Genomic DNA, 20105 nt, shown 5'->3' with positions numbered 1-20105 from the left:
CCGTGAGCCGGGCCGCCAGACCGAGGCTCAGGCCGGGGCGGTGCCGGCCCCCTCCAGCACCTGTTGCTCCAGCACCGCCATGGGCAGGCTGCCGGCCGAGAGCACCAGGTCGTGGAAGGCGGCCAGCGAGAAGCCGGCGCCCTGCCGCTCGCGGCAACGCTCGCGCAGGGCCTCGATGCCACGTCGACCGGTGGCATAGGCCAGGGCCTGACCGGGCCAGACCATGTAGCGCTCCACCTCCACCCGGGCCTCGCGTGGCGACAGACCGGCCAGCGCCTCCAGGGTCTGGCAGGCCTGCGCATGGCTCCAGCCCTGGTCATGCAGGCCGGTGTCCACCACCAGGCGGGCCGCCCGCAGCAACGCATCGCCCAGGTGGCCCAGCAGGGCATCGGGGTCCTCGTACAGGCCCAGGGGGCCGCCCAGGGTCTCGGCATAGTGCGCCCAGCCCTCGGCATAGGCGTCATGGCCGACAAAGCGCTGCCAGCGGCTCAGCGGCAGCTCCTGCGCCAGCGCGATCTGGAAGTGGTGGCCCGGTGAGCCCTCGTGCAGCAGCAGGCTGGCCATGCCGGTGGTGGCGTATTGGCGCGGGTCCGTGACCACCGCGAAGAACACCCCGGGCCGGCTGCCATCGGCTGCCGGCGGGCTGTAGTGGTCCGAAGCCGTGTCGCGGGTGAGCGCCGGCTCCAGGCGGATGGCCAGCGGCGCCCGCGGCCGCCGGCCAAACAGCGCTGGCAGGCGGTCCTGCAGCCGTGCATCCAGCCGCTCGTAGGCCGCCACCACCTCCTGCCCCGTGCGGAAGGGGCGCACGGCCGGCCGCGCCCCATAGGTGGCCAGAAACCGCCCCAGTGGCTGCCCGGCGGGCCAGCCCCCCCAGCGGTCCGCCAGTGCGCGCAGCGCCGCCTGCAGACGCGCCACCTCCTGGCGACCCAGCTCATGCACCGCCTGCGGGCTGAGGTCGCGGGTGGTGGCACTGCGCACCGCGTGGGCGTACCAGGCGGCCCCTCCGCTCAGCCCTCCCCAGCCGGCGCTGTCGCGCGGGCGGTAGTCCCGCGCCAGGAAGGCGGCCAGGTCCCGCACCGCCGGCAGCACCTCGCGCTCCAGCACGGTGCGGTAGCGGGCCTGCAGGCGCTGCCGGTCGGCGCCGGACAGGCGCAGCTCGGCCAGCCGGCGCGGCGCCTCGTAGAAAGGGTTGTGGCGCGGATCGGTCCGGCCCAGGGTGGCCAGCTGCGGCGCCAGGCGGGCCACCACAGGCCGCGGCAGCACCACCCCCTGGACCATGCCCTGGCGCAGCTGGTGTCGGGCCTGGGCGCACCAGGCCGGCAGGGCGGCCAGACGCTGCAGATGCGCCTGGTGCGCCGCCACGCTGTCCAGGGCGCTCAGGCCATTGCCCGGCACCTGCGCCAGCTGGGTCAGCGGGTCGTCGCCCAGGTGGTGCAGCGGCAGCAGCTCGTCGGGAAAGTCCAGACCGGCCTCGAAATCGTCCAGGTCATGACGCAGCACCGCCAGCAGACACCGCTCGGCCGGGTCATCCGGCTGCGCCTGCGCCCAGGGCTGCAGCGCCTGCCGCGACCGCCGCACCCAGTCCCGCCAGGCGGCCTGGCCGTCGGGGAAGAGGTGCCGCGGCAGGCTGGCGGCCTGCTCAGGCGTCGCCAGGCCCAGTTGGCTGGCCCAGAACGGGTCGTGCGACAGCAGGCCCTCCAGCAGGCTGTCGGCCAGGCGGTGGACCGGCCCGGGCGGTGCGGAAGGGGCCGCGAGGGCGGGGGACAGCGATGCCGCCCGCGACACGCCCAGGGCAGCGGGCCAAGCCAGACCGGCACGCAGAAGACGGCGGCGGGCGGGAGAGGGGGGCGGCTGGAGGCGCATGGACATCTTGGCGACAAAGGCCGGTGGAGCCGGGAAGGTCCACAGCCTGCCACCTTCCGCCTTGTCCGCACACGCCGCGGCGCACCGGCCGTCGCGGCGGCGACACCGGCCGGCGCCGGGCAGCGGCCACCGTGCGTCCGTCGTCCCCTAGCGCAGACCCGGAAATGCCCCGCCGCCCGGGGCCCTGGCCGTTAGCATTGGGCCCCACTGCCGTGGTCGACCCTGCCCCGCCGGGAAGGCGGGCGCTACCTTTCATGCCCCAACTGCTGCCCTATGCCCTGCCCTCCCTGCTGGGCATGCTGATCTGCCTGGGAATCGCCACCCAGGTGGCCCTGCGCCGTCAGGGGCCAGCCTGGCGGCAGCTGGCCTGCCTGGGGCTGGCGGTGGCCTGGTGGTGCGGCACCGAAATCCTGTGGGTGCTGCTGCCCGACGCCGACCTGCGACGCTGCGTGGCGCAATGGCAATACCTGGGCGTGACACCCACCCCGGTGCTGTGGCTGCAGGCGGTGCTGGCCTACACCGGACGGCGGCGCTGGCAGCACGGCCGGCGCGCGGTGCTGCTGTGGATCATTCCGCTGGCCACGCTGCTGCTGGTGGCCACCAACCCGGGCCACGGCTTGGTCTGGCAGGCCATAGAGCCCATCGCGGGCCAGCCCACCGCCCACATCGTCTACGGCCAGTGGTACGCGGTGCACGCCAGCTACAGCTACGCCCTGGTGCTGCTGGCGACCACCCTGATCGTGGCGCGCTTCTCGGCCTCCCCGCTGTACCGGGTGCCCATGCTGATCGTGCTGCTGGGCCCGCTGGCGGTGGTGGGTGCCAACCTGGCCTACCTGCTGTGGGCCGAGCGCATGCGCCTGGACCCCACGCCCTTCGGTTTTGCCCTGGCCTTTGCCGCCCTGTCGTGGTCGGTGGTGCGGCACAACCTGTTCGAGCTGGTGCCCATGGCCCGCGGCCTGGCGGTGGAATGCCTGCAGGACGGGGTGATGGTGCTGTCGGCCGACCGCCGGGTGGTGGACCTCAACCCCGCCGCCCGCCAGCTGCTGGGCCTGACCGTGGGCCACCGCCTGGGACGCCCGCTGCAGGAGCTGCTGCCCGGGCTGCAGAGCCTGGGCCCGGCCCAGCCCACCGAAGTCTCGGTGGGCGCCGGCGGCCCCCTGCTGGAGGCCCGCATCACCCACGTGACCGACGGCGAGGGGCGGGTGGAGGGCAGCGTGCTGATGCTGCGCGACATCACCGAGGCCCGGGCCGCCCGCGAACGGCTGCTGCAGGCCAAGGAGCACCTGGCCCAGCTCAACCAGGAACTGGAGCGCCTGGCCCATGTGGACGCCCTGACCGGCCTGGCCAACCGCCGCCGGCTCATGCACAAGCTCGACGAGGAGATCCGCCACGCCCGCGAGCAGGGGCGGCCCCTGACGGTGCTGCTGGCCGACCTGGACCACTTCAAGCAGGTCAACGACCGCCTGGGCCACTTGGTGGGCGACCGGGTGCTGGCCCTGGCCGGCCGCTCGCTGGCCGAACTGGTGCGGCCCGAGGACGAACCCGCCCGCTACGGTGGCGAGGAGTTCGCGGTGCTGTTTCCGGGCACCGACCTGCAGGCCGCCGCCAACCTGGCCGCCCGCATGCAGCGCGAGCTGCGCGAGCTGGCCCATGTGGACGACACCGGCGCCCGCTTCACCGTCACCTGGAGCATGGGCCTGGCCACCCTGGACGCCATCGACGCCAGCGCCCAGGACCTGCTCACCCGCGCCGACCAGGCGCTCTACCACACCAAGCACAGCGGACGCGACGGGCTGAGCCTGTACCAGACCCCGCCGCCGCCGGACGCCCCCATCCGCCGGGTGCTCTGAGCGCCCGCGCTCAAGCCCCGTCGGCGTCGCCGGCCCAGCCCGCCGGGTCTTCCCAGGCCTGCAGGGTGCGCCGGCTCTCAAAACACCTCGCCTGCCCACTCACCGGGTCGGTGAAGGCGATGGCCCGCGCCAGCAGCTGCAGCGGCCGGCGCAGGTCGACCGGCGCCCCCGGGGCCGCCTCCGGCCAGAGGGTGGGGTAGAGGCGGTCGCCCAGCAAGGGCCAGCCCAGGGCCAGCATCTGCACCCGCAGCTGATGGGTGCGGCCAGTGCTTGGCGCCAGGCGAAACAGCGCCCGCCCCTCCCGCCGGGCCAGCAGGGTGATCTGCGCCTGGCTGTTGGGGGGCCGCTGCGGCCAGGCGGCCATGAGCGGAAACCGCTCGCCAGGGGCCAGGTGGTGCAGGGCCTCGCGGGTATGGCCCGCGGGCCAGTGTGCCGCCGGGCCGGGCGGCACCGCCGCCACCGCCTCGTAGGTCTTGTGCACCGCCCGGCTGCGGAACAGGTTCTGATAGGCCGCCCGGTCGGCGGGCCGCCGGCCCAGCAGCACCACCCCTGCGGTCTCCGCATCCAGGCGGTGCAGCGGCGTCAGGGACGGCTCCCCACGCTCGGCCTGCAGGCGGGCCAGCAGCGTCTCCCGCGCATGCCGGCCCTTGGGCGCCATGGGCAGGAAATGAGGCTTGTCCACCACCAGCAGCTGCGCATCCTCGAACAGCACCTGGTGCCGCACCGGCAAGTCCAGCTCATCGGGCACCTCGCGCCAGTACCAGCACAGCGCCCCGGCCTGGGCCAGGCCCTGCAGCGGCAGCGGTTGACCCTGGGCGTCCAGCACCTCGCCGGCGGCCAGCCGGGCCTGCCACTGCAGCCGGTTCACCGCCGGCAGGCGCCAGGCCAGGAAGTCGGCCCAGCCCGGGCCCGGCACCTCGCCCGGGGCGGCGCACTGCGGCCAACGGCGCCCCCAGTCCGAGGGCACGGCCACCCGGCTGGCGGCCACCCCATGACGCGGCCCCGGCCGCCACGACGGCACCGGCCGGCTCATGCATACCCCCCGGCGTGTCTGCTGGTGTGTGCGGCACCCCACCCTGCCGGCCATGCACACCAGCTCCACAGACTGCCCACACCCCGGCCGCACCCGGCCCACCCTGGGCAGCCGGAGGCCGCGCCCCGCCCCCGCAACGGCCGGCCTGCGGTGCCGGCGGCGTGCCCGACCCGGCTCGGCCCCAGCCCAGGAGCACGGCGGTGGACAAAGCCCGCTTTTGGCCGGGGCAGGCTGTGGCCAAACTGGGTAAAGCCTGCTGTCGGTGCAAAACTGCCCCCGCCCGCCACACCTGTTGCCCACAGGGTCATGCGTACTCCAAATGATTGATTTGCAAATGGAAAACGGGCTTCTCCACGGTGAAAACCTGATGCTATGACCATCATCGTGCCAACATTTTGGGGGACATCGACAGGGACAGCCGGCCCTTGAGCCGTCGCACAAGTCTGGGGACAGCCGAACAGGTTTGAGCAGCGCAACGCCGGCCCCCGCACCCCACGGGGCTTGACCCGGCCGAGCGGGAACAGCCGCCACGGATGACGGCCGGCACCGGCATGAGGCGCCCCAAACGCCTGCGGCAGCCCGCCATCCACAGCGCGGACGGTCCACCGCTGGGGGGCGTCAGCCTCTGCCACCCGCGACAGGGCCGCGCGGCGCACCGGCCGGCACAACCCTGTGGGCGCTTCTGGCACAACCTAGGGTTTATCCCCGGCCTGGGGATGCCGCCGCCAACTGCCCCCAATCGGGGGCCACGCCCTCCCCAGGGACCTTCACAGACTTGTCATGAAGGCAAGTGACTGTCACGTCTCGGGTTTTCCCGGCCTTCCACAGAAGGAGCCCGCCTTTATCACTACTACTGCCTTAAAAATTTCAATACCTTTGCTAAGAACAAGAAGTCCAAAAGCAGGAACTCCTGCCCGCAATTCAGCCCTTCAGGCCAGGAAGACAAGAAACAAAGGTGGAAGCGAAAACGGGCAGGCCAAGCGGCAGAGACAGAGACAGGAGACGGCCAAGCCCTGCGGGCAGGCCAGCAGGCCGGCATGCCGGTGCAGGCCCCCATCGGGGGCGACCCCGGGGCCGGCGGCCTCAGCGCGGGCGATGCCCGGCGGCCCAGCCCAGGGTGAAGGCTTCCTCAAAAACGCTGTAGCCCGCCAAATCGGCATGGGCCCAGCGCAGGGGTGCGCCCGGCTGCCGACTGGCATGGCTCAGGGCCTGCAGGCCCGGCAGGCGCCGCGCGCCCGGCACCGGGATGGCCATGGCATGGCCCCAGCGGGCCAGGTCGATGCGGGTCACGCGCGCCGGCAGGTCAGGATGCAGGGGGCTCAGGGCCTGGAGCACCTCACGGCCCCAGGCCTGGGCAGGGCGGTCGCGCAGCGCGGCGCGCTGCGCCGCCGGCAAGGCAAAGTAGGCGGTGAGCACCGTGGGGCCGGCGTGTGGCCTGAAACCCTGATGCCCCGCATCCACATAGCCCAGGAAGGCCTGACCGCCGCCCGCCGGCTGGAAAGGAACGTTGTCCCAGGCCGCTGGCGCACCCAGCCGCGGCAGCAGCGGACCGGACAAGCCGACATTGGCCACCAGCCAGGGTGCCCGGGGCACCTGCGCGGCCTGGGCGAGCGCGCCGGCCAGGGGGTCGGCCCAGTCGGCCAGCAGCCGGGCGGCCACGTGCAGCGGGGTGGCCAGCACCAGGGTAGGGGCCTGCCAGCGCTCCAGACGGCCCGCCAGTGCGTTCCAGACGGTGAGTTGATGGTCCCCCCCTACCCGGCGGGCCGGCGTGACCTGCAGGACCACCCGGCCGCGGTGCAGGCGGTCCTGCAGCGGGGCGGCCAGGGCCTGCACCAGATGGGCATTGCCCTGAGGCCAGGTGAACAGGCCCTCGCCGCCACCGCCGGTGCTGGTGCCGGCCTGCGGCAGGGCAAAGCCATGGCGGCTGGCGAAGTAATGCAGGCCGGCCCAGGCCGAGACGGTGTCGAGCCCGGCGCCGTAGTCGTCGCGGCAGGTGTAGTCCAGGTAGCCGCGCAGCAGGGGGTCGTCCAGGCCTTGGCGGTGCAGCCAGGCGGCGAAGGTTTCAGCCTCCAGGGCGGCCAGGCCGGCGCTCCAGCGCGCCTGCCCGCTGGGCAGGGGAAAGTCCAGCGTGCGGCGTGCCTGGTCCACCGCCTGGGCGAAGCGCTGGTATTGCGCCTGGGTGGCAGGCCGGCCCTCTGCGACCGGCAACAGCCCGGCCTGCCAGGCGCCGTCCAGGAACAGCCGCTCCTGGGGGGCGTGGGCCAGGTGGCGTTCATCGGCTCGCCAGGGCCCGGCAGGGCCGTCGCGACGCAGCAGGCCGATGTCCTGCAGCCAGTGCTGCAGCTCGGGGGCGGCAGGCCCGGGCACGGGCAGGTAATGCGCGCCCAGAGGACAGGGTTGGCCGTCCAGCACATGGCCCAGGGCGTTGCCGCCCACCTCGTCATGCAGCTCCAGCAGCTGGGCCTCGTCCACCCCGGCTCCCGTCAGCCGGCGCAGGGCCGACAGGCCGGCCACCCCACCGCCCACCACCAGCACCGGGGCCCGGCGGATGGGGCCGGCCGCGCGGGCGAGCGTGGCCGCATCCGGCGGCGGTCGGTGCAGGTGGTGGCCGCGGGCGGGGTCCACGCCCACCCAGGTGCAGGGCGGGTCGGCCGCCGGCGGGGGCTGGCAGCCGGCGGCCAGGCCGGCGGCGCCGCTCAGCAGCAGCAGGCGGCGGCGACCGGGGCAGGGGCGTTCAGGGCCCATGCGGGCGGCCCCACTCGGCCTCGAAGGTGTGCACCAGGCCCTGGGTCACCAGGCGGTTGGGCTCGGCGGGCACCCGGGACATGTCGGGCGGAAAGTCCAGCAGGGCCGGCAGCCCGGAGACGGTGAGAAAGCGCAGGCCCGGAGGCAGCGTCTGCGGCGGCTGCCAGGGCCGGCGCCCGGCCAGGATGAAGCCCCATTCGCCAAAACTGGGCACGTGGGCGTGGTACGGCGTGGTGTGCAGGCCCACCGCCTCCAGGGTGGTGGCCACGGTCCAGAAGCTGCGCCGCGCCACCAGGGGCGAGGTCGTCTGCACCACGGCATAGCCGCTGGCCGCCAGGTGCTGGTCCAGCAGGGCATAGAAGGTGGTGGTGTAGAGCTTGCCCAGGGCGAAGTTGCTGGGATCGGGAAAGTCCACCACGATGACGTCGTAGACCTCGTCGTGCTGCTGCAGCCAGGTGTAGGCGTCGGCGTTGACCACCCGCACCTGGGGGGCGCGCAACGCCCCGGCGTTGAGCGCCACCAGCAGCGGTTGCTGGCTGAACAGGCGGGTGACGTGGGCGTCCAAGTCCACCAGCGTGACCTGCTGCACGCTGGGATAACGCAGGATCTCGCGCACCGCCAGGCCGTCACCGCCGCCCAGCACCAGCACGCGCCGCGGCGCGCCATGGCCGGCCATGGCCGGGTGCACCAGGGCCTCGTGGTAGCGGTACTCGTCGCGGGAGTGGAACTGCAGGTTGCCGTTGAGGAACAGGCGGATGCCCGCTTCACTGCGGGTGACCACCACGCGCTGGTAGGGGCTGCTCTCGCGCAGCAGGATGCCGGCGCCGTAGAAACGGTCCTCGGCCCAGGTGGTCAGGCGCTCGGCCCCGGCCAGCGCGGCCAGCAGCAGGGCCAACACCCCGGCGCAGGCGGCGGCGTGCGCGCGCCAGTGGCGCAGCTCGGGACGGAACAGCCACAGCGCCCAGACCGCCACCGCCGTGTTGAGCAGGCCAAAGAACAGGCCGGTGCGGATCAGCCCCAAGTGGGGCACCAGCAGCAGCGGAAAGGCCAGGGCCACGCCCAGGGCGCCCAGGTAGTCGAAGGTCAGCACCTGGGCCACCAGGTCCTTGAGGCCGCGGTCGGCCCGGTAGCGCGCGCGCGCCTGGCGCCGCAGCAGGCGCATGACCAGCGGGATCTCCAGCCCCACCAGCACGCCCACCAGGCCCACGCCGCCGTAGAGCAGGGCCCGGAAGGGCCCGGCGGCGTCCGCCGGCAGGCTGGCATGGGCCAGGAACAGGCCGGCGGGCAGCAGTCCGCCCACGGTGCCCACCAGCAGCTCGATGCGCAGGAAATGCGCGGCGAGCTGGCGCTCCAGGAAGCGGCTGAGCCAGGAGCCCACGCCCATGGCGGCCAGGTAGGCGCCGATGACGGTGCTGAACTGCAGCACCGAGTCGCCCAGCAGGTAGCTGGCCAGGGCGCCGGCGGCCAGTTCGTAGACCAAGCCGCAGGCGGCGATGACAAAGACCGAGACCAGCAGCAGCAGCTCGGGCAGGCCCACCCGGGCCGCAGGCGGGTCCTCGGCCGGCCCGGCGTCGGCCGGGCGCTCCTCGCGCGTGCTCACCCGTGGATGGCGGCCGCGATGATCTGGCCGATGGCGATGAACATCCCGGCCACCACGATGGCCAGGGCCATGTTCTTGTGCTCGACGATCTCCTCCCACAGCTCGTAGGGGGTGAACTTGTCGATCACGACAAAACTCACGCACAGCACCACCACGCCGATCACGGCATACACCACCGAGCCCAGCATCACATCCCAGCGCATCACATCCACCATGTCATCACCTCATCCGTGAGGCCGGCGCCTGCGCCCGAAGGCATGGGGCCGGCCAGGTTCTGCCCTGTGGGGCGGGGCCACTTCACTTATGGCCACCCCCGCCGCTGCTGAAGCTGCCACTGCTGCCGCCCGAGCGGCTGCTGCTGCGTTGGCGCTCCAGGCATTGACGGTACTCTGCGCTGGCCTCGCCAAAGGCGCGGCGCGTGTCGTCGCATTCATCGCGCGAGCAGGTGGCCAGCAGCACGATGAGCACCAGCACGATGAACACCGCCCAGGCCACCAGGCGTACGCCGTCCTTGAAGGCGTCGAGCTGGGTGGGCTGGGGGCCCAGCCGCCGCACCAGGCCCGACAGCGGCGCGGCGTCGCGGTGCATGCGGGCCCGTTGGGCCTCGTCCAGGCGGAAGGCGCGGGCCAGGGTGTTGGCCTCCAGGGCCTGGCCTTCGGACCACACCACTTCACCGCCGGCCTGCTCGCGCGAGAGTTGCCAGCCGCCGGGGCCCTGGAAATCGGTCACGCTGGCGGTCTCGCCCTGGCTGACCCGCCAGTAAAACTCACCCTGCACCCAGGTGGTGCGGGCGCGGTAGGCCCATCGCTGCTGGTAGCGCCGGGCCTGCCAGGTGACGGTGGCGCCCTTGTACTGTGGGGCGCCGGTCAGCGGCCGCATCCAGCTCCAGCCGTCCTCGGTGTCCACCAGGAAAGCAAAGCCGAGCTGCCGGTTGTAGAGCAGGTATTCGCGCCAAAAATCCTGCTCCTCGTCGTCAGGGCCGGGCAACTCGCAGCGCTCCAGGTAGCCCACCACCTGCCAAGCGGCGGGCTTGGGCGTGCCCAGGCTGAGCACCGCGCTGCGGCCCAGGGGCAGCAGGGGCTCGCCGCCGGCGTCGGCCTGCTGCTGGGCGTAGTGCGCCAAGTCGGCACCGACGCCCTGGGAGATGTCCACCACCGCCTTGCACTGGCCGCAGCTCAGGCTGCGGGTGCTGGCCAGGTTGGGGGTGAGCGCCGCACCGCAGGACGGGCAGTTCAGGCCCTGGCCGCGCAGCGTTTTCTCGGCCACGTCTTCGCGCAGGCCGGAAAGGCGCAGCTCGGTCAACTGCACGCTGCGGCCGATGGACCACTGGGGCGCGTCCAGCCGCTCAAAGCTCAGCGTGCCGACCTCGCTGGCCTCGTTTCGCAGGTCGGCCAGCATGAAGTCGCGGTTGAGTTGCGGCGGCCGCGGCAGTTCGCCCTGGGCGGCCAGCACGCGCACCCGCTGGCTGCTGGCCACACTCCACATCTGGGTGCCCACCTGGCGTCGCAGGCCGGGCTGCAGGGTCTCGGGCGAGGGCCAGGGGGCTGGCAGGGGCTGGTCAAAGGCCAGCACATAGGCGCCGTTGTCTTCGCTCAGCCAGGCCGGCTTCTCGTGGCCGTCGGGTCGCTCGAACAGCGCGAACCATTCGTTCCAGGTGCCCTCGCCGTAGCCGTACTGCAGCCGGCCCACCAGCACAAAGCCCACCCCTTGCCATTGGCCGCGCACCCCCAGCTGCAGGGGGCTGTGGTCGTCAAACAGCTCGGCGCTGGTGCCGATCTGGCGCAGGGCCTGGCCCTCGCGCAGCAGGGTGCTGCGGCAGAAGCTGCAGACCGCGCTGGCCGAGGCAGCCGAGCTGAACTCCACGGGCGCGCCGCAATGCGGACAGGCCGCGCGCCAGACGCGCTGGGCGCGGGGGGCGGGCGGCGTCTCGGGCGACGGGGGCGGTCCGGGGGGCGGAGAGGCCACGGTGGGCGGTGTGATTCGGCAGGCCGCACGGCCTCAGCCGGGGCGGTGCGGTGGGGCGGCGTCAGAGGCGCTTGAGCAGCTCGGCCTTTTTGGCGGCGAACTCTTCGTCGGTCAGGATACCTTTGGCCTGGAGGTCGCCGAGCTTCTCCAGCAGGGCCATGACCTCGTCAGCGCTGGCGGCGGGGGCCACGGCCGGTGCGATGGCCGCTGTGGTGGCCGCGGGTGCCAGGCCGGGCACCCCCAGGCCCTGACCCAGCTGTTGGGCCAGCACCTGGCCCAGCGCCACGCCGGCGCCCAGGCCCAGGGCCTCGCCGGCCAGGCCCGAGCCGCCCTGGCCCACGCCTTGGGCCAGCTGCGGAATGGCCTGGGCCGTTTGGTACTGCATGAAGGTGGCCATCTGGCTCTGGCCGATCATGCCCATGCCGATCTTCTGGTCCAGCAGCTTCTGCAGCTCCTCGGGCAGCGAGACGTTTTGCAGCGTCACGCCTTCCAGCTTCAAGCCCAGCGCCTCAAAGGCGCTGGCGCTGGCCACCTGCAGCTGCTGAGCGAATTCGCCCAGGTTGCTGGCCAGGTCCAGGAACGGCAGGCCCGACGAGGCCACCGCGTCGCTGATGTGCTGCAGCATCAGGCCGCGCAACTGGCCGTCCAGTTCCTCCACGGTGACATGGGCCCGGGTGCCGGCCACCTCGGTGTAGAAGCGTTTGGCGTCGGCGACGCGGTAGGCGTAGTTGCCGAAGGCCCGCACCCGCACCGCGCCGAAGTCCTTGTCGCGCAGGGTGATGGGCTGGGCCGTGCCCCAGCGCTGGTCCAGCTGCACCCGGGTGCTCAGGAAAACCACGTCACTCTTGAACGGGCTCTGGAACAGCTTGTCCCAGTTCTTGAGGTAGGTCAGCACCGGCAGGGTCTGGGTCACCAGCTTGTGCTGGCCCGGGCCGAACACGTCGGCCACCTGGCCTTCATTGACGAATACGGCCAGCTGGCTTTCGCGCACCGTGAGCTGGGCCCCGTACTGGATTTCGTTGTCCGCCATCGGAAAGCGCCAGGCCAGCGTGCCGTCGCCGGTCTCCGTCCACTCGATGACGTCGATGAACTGCTTCTTGATGAAATCCATCAGGCCCATGGGCTGCCTCCTGCGGCGTTGGGAATGCGCAAGCCGGCGGCGCGGGGCGCGTCACCGGCGCCGGCCATCATAGGGGGGGGCGCCGCGGACGCCACCCCACGTCCGCGGTGGGGCGTGGCGCTGCCGCCGCGCGCCGTGCCGGGCTCACCCCGGTGGCCACAGGCCTGGCCGTTTCATGGCATGGTGCGCGCCATGTCCGCACCGCCTCAAGCCTTGCCCCGCACCTGGAAGATCGTCACGCTCTGGCTTGTCCTGGGCACCGCCTTGTTCCTGGGCGTGCAGGCCTGGCTGGCCGAGCGCCAGCGCCCGCGTGTGCAGGTCGATCCCCAGGGCGGCATCGCCCTGCAGCGCGGCCCCGACCGTCACTTCCACTGGCCCGGTCACATCGGCGGTCAGGCGGTGGACTTCCTGGTGGACACCGGCGCCACCCGTACCGCCCTGCCCGAGTCCCTGGCCCTGGCGCTGGGCCTGCCCCGAGGGGCCCAGACACAGTCCGACACCGCCGGTGGGCGGGTGCGCGGCTGGCTGAGCCAAGTGGACCTGACATTGCAGGGCGGCGTGCGCCTGGAGCGCCTGCCGGTGGTGGTGCTGCCCGCGCTGGACAGCCCACTGCTGGGCATGGACGTGCTGGGCCGCCTGCATTTCAGCCAGCGCGACGGCGTGCTGCGCATCGAGCCTGAGCGCTGACACGCGGCCGCCGCCCCCTTGTCCACAGCCTGTCCACCACCTCGTTTTCCCATCTGCCGGTGGCCCGTCCGGGCTGCCAGTTCTTCCTGGAGGCCTCACCATGACCGATGCGACTGACCCCACTTCGGCTGCGCAAGACGCCCGCCAGCCCCCGCCCCCGCTGCGCCTGGCGGTGGTGGGCGCCGGCCCGGTGGGCCTGGCCCTGGCGCTGCTGGCCGCCCGCCAGTGGCCACAGGCCCAGGTGACGGTGTTTGACGCCCGTCCGGCGGACAAGGACGTGGGCGCAGACCCGCGCACCCTGGCCCTGTCGCTGGGCAGTGTGCAGCTGCTGCGCCAGCTGGGTGTCTGGCCCGAGGCCCAGGCCCAGCCCATCACCGAGGTGCATGTCTCCCAGGCCCCGCCCACCTTCTCCCTGCCGACGGACCTGCCCGGCCTGCTGCAGCCCCTGGCCCGGGGGCTGCGCCCGGAGGTGCGGTTGACCGCTGCCGAGCAGGGGGTGGCCCAGCTGGGGGCGGTGCTGAGCTATGGCCAGCTGGTGGCGCCGCTGCAGGCGGCCTGGGCGGCGGTGGCCGCTGCCAGCGCCGGGCGCCATGTGCTGCGCCTGGGTCAGCCGGTGCAGGGCCTCAAGCCGCTGCCCGGCGGCGGGGTGGAGGTGGACGCCGGCGTGGCGGAGGCCTTCGACCTGGCGGTGATCGCCGAGGGCGGTGTGTTCGCCGACCAGTCCCGCAAGGCCGTGCGCCACGACTATCGGCAAACCGCCTGGGTGGGCACCGTGACCTTGGAGGGCGAGGCCCCGGCGGGCTGTGCCTTCGAGCGTTTCACCCGCCAGGGGCCGGTGGCCCTGCTGCCCTTGCCGCCTGCGGCCCCGGGGGCGCCCGACGGCTGCCGGCGCGCCTCGCTGGTGTGGTGCGTGCCCTGCGACGACGACCCGGTGGCGGCGCTGGACGAGGCCCAGCGCCGGCATGTGCTGGCCAGCCTGCTGCCGCCCGAGGCTGGCCGGCTGCGGGCGGTGGGCCCGCTCAAGGCCTTCGCCCTGGGCCTGAACGCCGAGGCCAGCCTGGTCAGCGGCCGCACGGTGCGCATCGGCAACGCCGCCCAGACCCTGCACCCGGTGGCCGGCCAGGGCCTGAACCTGGGCCTGCGCGATGCGGTGAGCCTGGTGCGCAGCCTGCGCGGGGCGCCCGACCTGGACGCTGCCCTGCGCCGGGTGGCCTGGGAGCGGGCCCCTGACCGCTGGGGCCTCATCGCCACCACCGATTTCCTGGCGCGCAGCTTCACCTGGTCCTGGCCCGGCCTGGGGGCGGCCCGCGGCCTGGGCCTGGCGGCGCTGCAGGCCTTACCGCCGCTCAAGGGCCTGCTGGCCCGGCAGATGATGTTCGGTCGGCGCTGAGCTGCGGCCCGGCATCGGCTCAGGGAAAGTCTGGATCCCCATACCCGTGAGGGTTCGTTTAACCAGCACTGAAGGTGGCCGATAAGCCTGGCATCCCGCCAGCACGGCGGGCGGTTCCGGAGTTTTCCACATGCCTGTTCCATCCCCCCAGCACCCCTGCTGGCAGCGCCTGGCCAATGGTGGCCTGGCCCAGCTCAGGACCCAGCACCTGGGCACCCAGCTGCTCACCAAGCGCCTGGAGCGCAGCGCCGATTCCCTGCCCGTCAAGGCCGCGGAGATCCACGCCTTCTTCACCAAATGGGAAAAGGTGCTGGCCGCCGAAGTGCAGCAGCTCACCCTGATCTGACCGCTGGAGACCTTGACGATGAATGAACTGATCACCCCTGCGGCCGCGGCGGAACTGATCCGGGCCGGTCGCGCCCTGGCCCTGGCCGGCCCTGAATCGGCCCTGCGCCAGCTGCCTGCGGGCAACTGGGTGGGTGGCACCATCCCGTACTTCATGGCTGCCGGTGGCGGCACGGTGGTGGAAGACGGCGCCCTGCTCTTTGCCACCGACCTGACCGGTCTGGGCGAAGTCCGGGTGGCCAGCTACGCCGCCCATGAGCTGGCGTCCATCACCGCGGCCACGGCCGACAACGGTGTGGCCCTGACCATCCTGCCGGCGGGCTCGGACACCCACCGCCGCTTTGCGCAGGAGGCCGCCAGCTACCCCGAGGCCTTCCTCAAGCCCACCGTGGGCTGGATCGCCGGCGTGCACCTCAATGACCTGGGCCGCGTCACACCCAAGGTCTTCGACGGGCACGACGCCTCGGCCCATGAGGACCGGGCCGTGGTGGCCCACATCGGCCTGCCGCCCGACCGGCTGGCAGACCTGGAGATTGTCAACATTTTCGAGCCGGGTGACGGACCGGTGCTGCGCTTTGAGCAGACCGGCTTCCAGGTGGGCGAGTGCGAGATCGGGGGCCAGCGCCGCCGGCTCTCGGACTGGCTGGCCGAGCAGGGCCTGGACCACGGCCGCCTGCCGCTGGTGGGCGACTTTGCCGGTGCGCACGTCAACGTCTCGTTCCAGTCGGTGGACGCGGCGGCGGGCACGGTGCAGCTGTATGCGCCGGTGTTCTCCGGCGTGGACTACCACGTGGCCCGGCCGGTGCCCGACTATGCCCAGGCCTTCCGCGAGCGTCTGGCCGCCCTGTCTCCCGACGGGTTGGTGATGAGCTGCAACTGCATCCTGAACTTCGTGTTCGGGGAGCTGCAGGGCAAGTCCATCGGTGGCCTGCAGGGCCCGGTGACGTTCGGCGAGATCGCCTACCAGCTGCTCAACCAGACCCTGGTGGTCCTGCGGGTGCGCTGAGCCCGGGGCCGGCGCCCGCCCGCAGGCAGGGGAGCGCCTGCAGGGCGCCACCCGGCCGCGGTTCAACCGCGGCGCACGGGCGTCTTAGCAGGGCTTCACTTGGCCGCAGAGGCCGGCGCCGAAGCCGCGTCGGCCTGGCACTTCTTCATGAAGCTGTTCTTGGCCGCGCCCGCCAGCTTCTTCTCGGCGGCCTTGCCTTCGCAGGCGGCCATGGCGCCGGCGCCGTCGGCGTTGCACTTCTTCAGGAAGCTGTTCTTGGCCGCGCCGGCCAGCTTGCGGGCGGCGGCCTGCTCCTCACAGGTGCCGGCAGGGGCGCTGGCGGCGGCCGGGGCCTGGGCCCAGCTCAGGCCGGCACTGCCGGCGGCCAGGGCCAGCACCAGCGTTCGAAGGGTACTGCGCATGGCGGTCAGTCCTTCTTCATGCAGGCCTTGAAGGCGGCCAGCGCCTCCTTGTCCTTCAGGCCCTGGCCCTTGACCTCGGCCTCGCAGGCTTCCTTCTTCTTGGCGTGCTCGGCCACCTTGACCTTCTTCTCCTCGCGGCAGGCCTTGATGGCCTCCTTGGCGGCGTCGCCGCTCAGGCCCTTGGCCTGCGCCTCGGCCACGCACTTGTGCGGCTTCTCGCCGGTCTTGCCCGCCGGAGCGGAGGCGGGCTGGGCCTGGGCGCCCAGGGTGAAGGCGGCCAGCGCGGCCAGGGTCAGGAACTTGTGCATGGACATCATCCTCGAGACTACGGTGTGGGTCGGGCTGCGGCCGTACCGGCCGCCGCGCCTGCGGACGCCGCAGCATACGGCAGCCCGGTGACCCCCCTCCACCGCAGGCCGGGGCCCGGCATCGGCGGGGGGTCTGGCGCTGCAACGGCTGGCACGCGGCGGCCGTGCACCGGCGTGCACCCCTCAATCTAGGGAGAGAGGTGGCCCCGTGGCGTGGCGGCCCGTCCTCAGAGGATCTGCCGCGGATGTTGCAGCGCCTCATGGGCCGCATGCAGGCGGCGCACCAGCACGCCGATGAAGGCCTGGTCGAGCTGATGACGCGTCTCGCGCCCCAGGCGCTCCAGGCCCGCCGGATCCAGCACCACGGTCACGCAGGTCTGGGTGGCCCGCACATCGGCGCGGTGTTCGCGCAGCGCGGGGCTGGGGGCCAGCAGGGCCATCTCACCCACCGTCTGGCCCGGGCCCAGGTGCGCCACCGTCTGGCCCTCGCGCAGCACCTCCACCTCGCCTTGCACGATGACGTGGAACTCCCGGGTGGTTTCGCCGTGGCGCATCAGGCGCCGGCCGGCCGGGTAGCGCCGCCACTGCGCGCGGTGCACCACCTCCCACAGCGAGGTCTCGGCGAAGCCCTCGAAGAAGGGCAGCGGCCGCAGCAGGCCGAAGCGCTCGGAGTCCAGCACCCGCTGGAAGGTGCCGCGCGGCACCTCGCCATGGCGGATCAGCCCGGCCAGGGCCTGGGCAAATTCCTCCCAGCTGCCGTGGCGCTCACGCCGGTCCTTGGACAGGGCGCGGTGCAGGCAGTCGTCCAGCGCGGGTGTCACCCCCGGCCGCACGCCCAGCAAGGAGGGCGCGGGCTCGCTGACCACCCTGCGCAGCATCTCGGCCTGCGTGGCGCCGTCAAAGGGCGGACGGCCGGCCACCAGGTGGTGCATCACCGCGGCCAGGGCATAGATGTCGCTGCGGCAGTCCAGGGGATCGCCCTCGAGCTGCTCCGGCGCGATGTAGGCCAGCGTGCCCACCCGGTGCACCTGCGTCACGTCGGCCCACAAGTTGAGCATGCTGCCGAAGTCGGTGACCTTGACCGCCACCACGTCCGGCCCGTCGGTGCTCACCAAGATGTTGGCTGGCTTGACGTCGCGGTGGATCAGTCCGTGCTGCCAGAGGTGGCCCAGGGCCATGGCGCACTTGAAGCCCACCTCCACCACCTGCTCCAGGCTCAGCAGCCGCCCGGGATCGCAGAAGTGGCGCAGGGTGACGCCGGGCACGTACTCCATGACCAGGCAAGGCCCCTCGGGCGACTCGAAGGCGTCGAGCAGGCGCACCAAGTTGGGATGCTGCAGCCGGCCCACCAGCGTGGCCTCCACCGCGAAGAAGCGCTCGGCATAGCGGCGCTCGGCGCCGTCGAGCAGCCGGTGCGGGCGCAGCCGCTTGATGGCCACCTGCTGCTGCCGGAAGCGGTCCAGGCCCAGCAGCACCTCGCTGGTGGCGCCCTCACCCAGGCGGGCCAGGATCTGGTAGTTGCCCAGCGCCGGCGGCAGACCCGGGTCCAGCGGCAGGTCGGTGGGCGGGTTCTCGCGCCGCGCCAGCGGCTCCAGCAGGCCGGGGTCGAGACGGGGCAGGGGCGCGTTCACGGCAGGGTGGGCCTCGAAAAGCGGGAAATGACGGGTTCGGCCCCCTTTCATCGGCCGGTTGCGGGCAGGCTGCAGGCCTTAGGTGTGTCCGCCTGTGACCATCCGCAGGCCGCCCCGGGTCAGGCCCGCCCCCCGGCCGGAGCGGCCTCCTAGAATCCTGCCCATGATCCAAGCCCAGGCAGAACTTCAGGCCGCTCTGGCCGCCGTGGTGGCCCAGCTGGCGCCCGACGCCGGTCTGAACCCCCAGTTCGAGAACCCCAAGCAGGCCGCCCACGGCGACCTGGCCATCACCGCCGCCATGCAGCTGGCCAAGCCGCTGCGCAGCAACCCGCGCGCCGTGGGCGAGCAGCTCAAGGCCGCCCTGGAGGCGCAGCCCGCCTTCCAGCGCTGGGTGGAGGCGCTGGAGATCGCCGGCCCCGGCTTCCTCAACCTGCGTCTGAAGGCCAGCGCCAAGCAGGCCATCGTGGCCGAGGTCCTGGCCGGCGGCGAGGCCTTCGGCCGCCAGCCCGCCAACGGCCGCAAGCTGATGGTGGAGTTCGTCTCCGCCAACCCCACCGGCCCGCTGCACGTGGGCCACGCCCGCCAGGGCGCGCTGGGCGACAGCCTGTGCCACCTCTTCGAGACCCAGGGCTACGACGTCCTGCGCGAGTTCTACTACAACGACGCCGGCGTGCAGATCGCCACCCTGGCCACCTCGACGCACTGCCGCATCAAGGGCCTCAAGCCCGGTGACGCCGGCTGGCCCGAGAGCGCCTACAACGGCGACTACATCGCCGACATCGCCGTCGACTTCCTGGCCAAGAAGACCGTCAAGGCCGACGACCGCGAGTTCACCGCCTCAGGTGACCCGGACGACCTGGACGGCATCCGCCAGTTCGCCGTGGCCTACCTGCGCCACGAGCAGGACCTGGACCTGCAGGCCTTCGGCGTGCAGTTCGACAGCTACTACCTGGAGTCCAGCCTCTACACCTCGGGCCGGGTGGACGACACCGTGGCCAAGCTGCAGGCCTCGGGCAAGACCTACGAGCAGGACGGCGCGTTGTGGCTGAAGTCCACCGACTACGGCGATGACAAGGACCGTGTCATGCGCAAGTCGGACGGCAACTACACCTACTTCCTGCCGGACGTGGCGTACCACATCGCCAAGTTCGAGCGCGGCTACACCACCTGCATCAACTGCCAGGGCACCGACCACCACGGCACCATCGCCCGGGTGCGCGCCGGCCTGCAGGCGGTGAACCTGGGCATCCCGCAGGGCTTCCCCAGCTACGTGCTCAACACCATGGTGCGCGTGGTGCGCGACGGCGCCGAGGTGAAGATCAGCAAGCGCGCCGGCAGCTACGTGACGTTGCGCGACCTGATCGAGTGGACCAGCCGCGACGCGGTGCGCTTCTTCCTCATCAGCCGCAAGGCCGACACCGAGTTCACCTTCGACATCGACCTGGCCCTGAAGCAGAACGACGAGAACCCGGTGTTCTACGTGCAGTACGCCCATGCGCGCATCTGCTCGGTGCTGGCCCAGGGCGCCGACAAGGGCCTGAGCCCGGCGGGCGCCGACCTGTCGCGGCTGGTGGCCCCAGCCGAGCAGGCGCTGATGAAGAAGCTGGCCGAGTATCCCGGCATGCTGGCCGGCGCGGCCGCCTCGCTGGCGCCCCACGACGTGGCCTTCTACCTGCGCGATCTGGCCGCCGCCTTCCACAGCTACTATGCGGCCGAGCGCTTCCTGGTGGAGGACACCGGTCTGGCCCAGGCCCGCCTGGCCCTGCTGGCGGCCACCCGCCAGGTGCTGCGCAACGCGCTGGCCCTGCTGGGCGTGAGCGCGCCCGAATCGATGGGCCGAGAAGCCCCCACGGAGTCTGCATGACCCACACCCCCGGCACCTCCGGCCGCCCGCAGCGCGGCGGCACCCTGCTCGGCCTGATCCTGGGCCTGCTGCTGGGCTTGGGCATCGCCCTGGGGGTGGCGCTCTACATCGCCAAGGTGCCGGTGCCTTTTGTGGACAAGGTGGGCCGGCGCACGCCGGAGCAGGATGCGGCCGAGGCCGAGAAGCTGCGCCACTGGGACCCCAACGCCGCCCTGGGCTGCAAGCCGGCCGCCTCCCGGCCCGAGCCGCCGCCGGCGGTGCCCGCCCCCCCGGCCGCGCCCGCGGTGCCGGCCTCCG

Annotated in this window: 16 protein-coding genes and 1 pseudogene; 7 read left to right on the top strand and 10 right to left on the bottom strand. The window is 72.6% G+C overall.

Going from position 1 to position 20105, the window contains the following annotated elements:
- Positions 1–27: 27 nt before the first annotated feature.
- A complete protein-coding gene (locus G3A44_RS18440) occupies positions 28–1869 on the bottom strand; it encodes a DUF885 domain-containing protein (RefSeq protein ID WP_163459227.1) in 1842 nt (613 codons plus the stop codon).
- Between the two features lie 248 nt (positions 1870–2117).
- On the opposite strand from G3A44_RS18440, the gene G3A44_RS18435 reads away from it, so the two are divergent.
- Entirely contained in the window at positions 2118–3713 is a 1596-nt protein-coding gene (locus G3A44_RS18435; protein ID WP_163459226.1) for a histidine kinase N-terminal 7TM domain-containing diguanylate cyclase, read from the top strand.
- Between the two features lie 10 nt (positions 3714–3723).
- On the opposite strand, the gene G3A44_RS24170 is transcribed toward G3A44_RS18435, so the two are convergent.
- The 6 genes from G3A44_RS24170 to G3A44_RS18405 all read right to left on the bottom strand — a co-directional run bounded on the left by G3A44_RS24170 (position 3724) and on the right by G3A44_RS18405 (position 12176).
- Entirely contained in the window at positions 3724–4746 is a 1023-nt protein-coding gene (locus G3A44_RS24170; protein ID WP_163459225.1) for a pseudouridine synthase, read from the bottom strand.
- Positions 4747–5829: 1083 nt separating this feature from the next.
- Positions 5830–7491 (bottom strand): FAD-dependent oxidoreductase, encoded by a 1662-nt coding sequence (locus G3A44_RS18425; RefSeq protein WP_163459224.1) that lies wholly within the window; start codon positions 7489–7491, stop codon positions 5830–5832.
- A complete protein-coding gene (locus G3A44_RS18420) occupies positions 7481–9091 on the bottom strand; it encodes a polyamine aminopropyltransferase (protein ID WP_375138679.1) in 1611 nt (536 codons plus the stop codon). The genes G3A44_RS18425 and G3A44_RS18420 overlap by 11 nt, the downstream gene beginning before the upstream one ends.
- On the bottom strand, positions 9088–9306 hold the full coding sequence (locus tag G3A44_RS18415; protein WP_163459223.1) for a DUF350 domain-containing protein: 219 nt from the start codon (positions 9304–9306) through the stop codon (positions 9088–9090). The genes G3A44_RS18420 and G3A44_RS18415 overlap by 4 nt, the downstream gene beginning before the upstream one ends.
- Positions 9307–9388: 82 nt before the next feature.
- Complete coding sequence (locus tag G3A44_RS18410; protein WP_163459222.1) at positions 9389–11056, bottom strand: DUF4178 domain-containing protein; 1668 nt, start codon at positions 11054–11056, stop codon at positions 9389–9391.
- A 61-nt stretch (positions 11057–11117) separates the two neighbouring features.
- Entirely contained in the window at positions 11118–12176 is a 1059-nt protein-coding gene (locus G3A44_RS18405; protein WP_163459221.1) for an SPFH domain-containing protein, read from the bottom strand.
- Between the two features lie 192 nt (positions 12177–12368).
- On the opposite strand from G3A44_RS18405, the gene G3A44_RS18400 reads away from it, so the two are divergent.
- From G3A44_RS18400 to G3A44_RS18385, 4 genes are all read left to right on the top strand, one after another.
- Complete coding sequence (locus G3A44_RS18400) at positions 12369–12863, top strand: retropepsin-like aspartic protease family protein (protein WP_163459220.1); 495 nt, start codon at positions 12369–12371, stop codon at positions 12861–12863.
- 100 nt (positions 12864–12963) lie between these two features.
- Entirely contained in the window at positions 12964–14253 is a 1290-nt protein-coding gene (locus tag G3A44_RS18395) for an FAD-dependent monooxygenase (protein ID WP_163459219.1), read from the top strand.
- 130 nt (positions 14254–14383) lie between these two features.
- Positions 14384–14599, top strand: coding sequence for a hypothetical protein (locus tag G3A44_RS18390; protein WP_163459218.1), 216 nt, complete (start codon positions 14384–14386; stop codon positions 14597–14599).
- An 18-nt stretch (positions 14600–14617) separates the two neighbouring features.
- On the top strand, positions 14618–15604 hold the full coding sequence (locus G3A44_RS18385) for a DUF6976 family protein (RefSeq protein WP_163459217.1): 987 nt from the start codon (positions 14618–14620) through the stop codon (positions 15602–15604).
- 95 nt (positions 15605–15699) lie between these two features.
- Here G3A44_RS18385 and G3A44_RS18380 read toward each other — a convergent pair whose 3' ends face one another.
- The 3 genes from G3A44_RS18380 to G3A44_RS18370 all read right to left on the bottom strand — a co-directional run bounded on the left by G3A44_RS18380 (position 15700) and on the right by G3A44_RS18370 (position 17944).
- A complete protein-coding gene (locus G3A44_RS18380) occupies positions 15700–16005 on the bottom strand; it encodes a hypothetical protein (protein ID WP_163459216.1) in 306 nt (101 codons plus the stop codon).
- A gap of 5 nt (positions 16006–16010) precedes the next feature.
- On the bottom strand, positions 16011–16313 hold the full coding sequence (locus G3A44_RS18375) for a hypothetical protein (RefSeq protein ID WP_163459215.1): 303 nt from the start codon (positions 16311–16313) through the stop codon (positions 16011–16013).
- A gap of 227 nt (positions 16314–16540) precedes the next feature.
- Positions 16541–17944 (bottom strand): serine/threonine-protein kinase, encoded by a 1404-nt coding sequence (locus G3A44_RS18370; RefSeq protein WP_310734411.1) that lies wholly within the window; start codon positions 17942–17944, stop codon positions 16541–16543.
- A 163-nt stretch (positions 17945–18107) separates the two neighbouring features.
- Here G3A44_RS18370 and argS point away from each other — a divergent pair, with 163 nt between their 5' ends.
- Both argS and G3A44_RS18360 read left to right on the top strand, forming a co-directional pair.
- Complete coding sequence (gene argS, locus G3A44_RS18365; protein ID WP_163459213.1) at positions 18108–19808, top strand: arginine--tRNA ligase; 1701 nt, start codon at positions 18108–18110, stop codon at positions 19806–19808.
- Positions 19805–20105: pseudogene (locus tag G3A44_RS18360) on the top strand (SPOR domain-containing protein); the annotation flags it as partial. The gene argS and the pseudogene G3A44_RS18360, both read left to right, overlap by 4 nt.

The sequence above is a fragment of the Ideonella livida genome (genome assembly GCF_010499455.1).
Taxonomy (GTDB): domain Bacteria; phylum Pseudomonadota; class Gammaproteobacteria; order Burkholderiales; family Burkholderiaceae_C; genus Ideonella; species Ideonella livida.
Note: the sequence above shows the minus strand (reverse complement) of the source record. Positions and strands in the feature narration are given on the sequence as shown.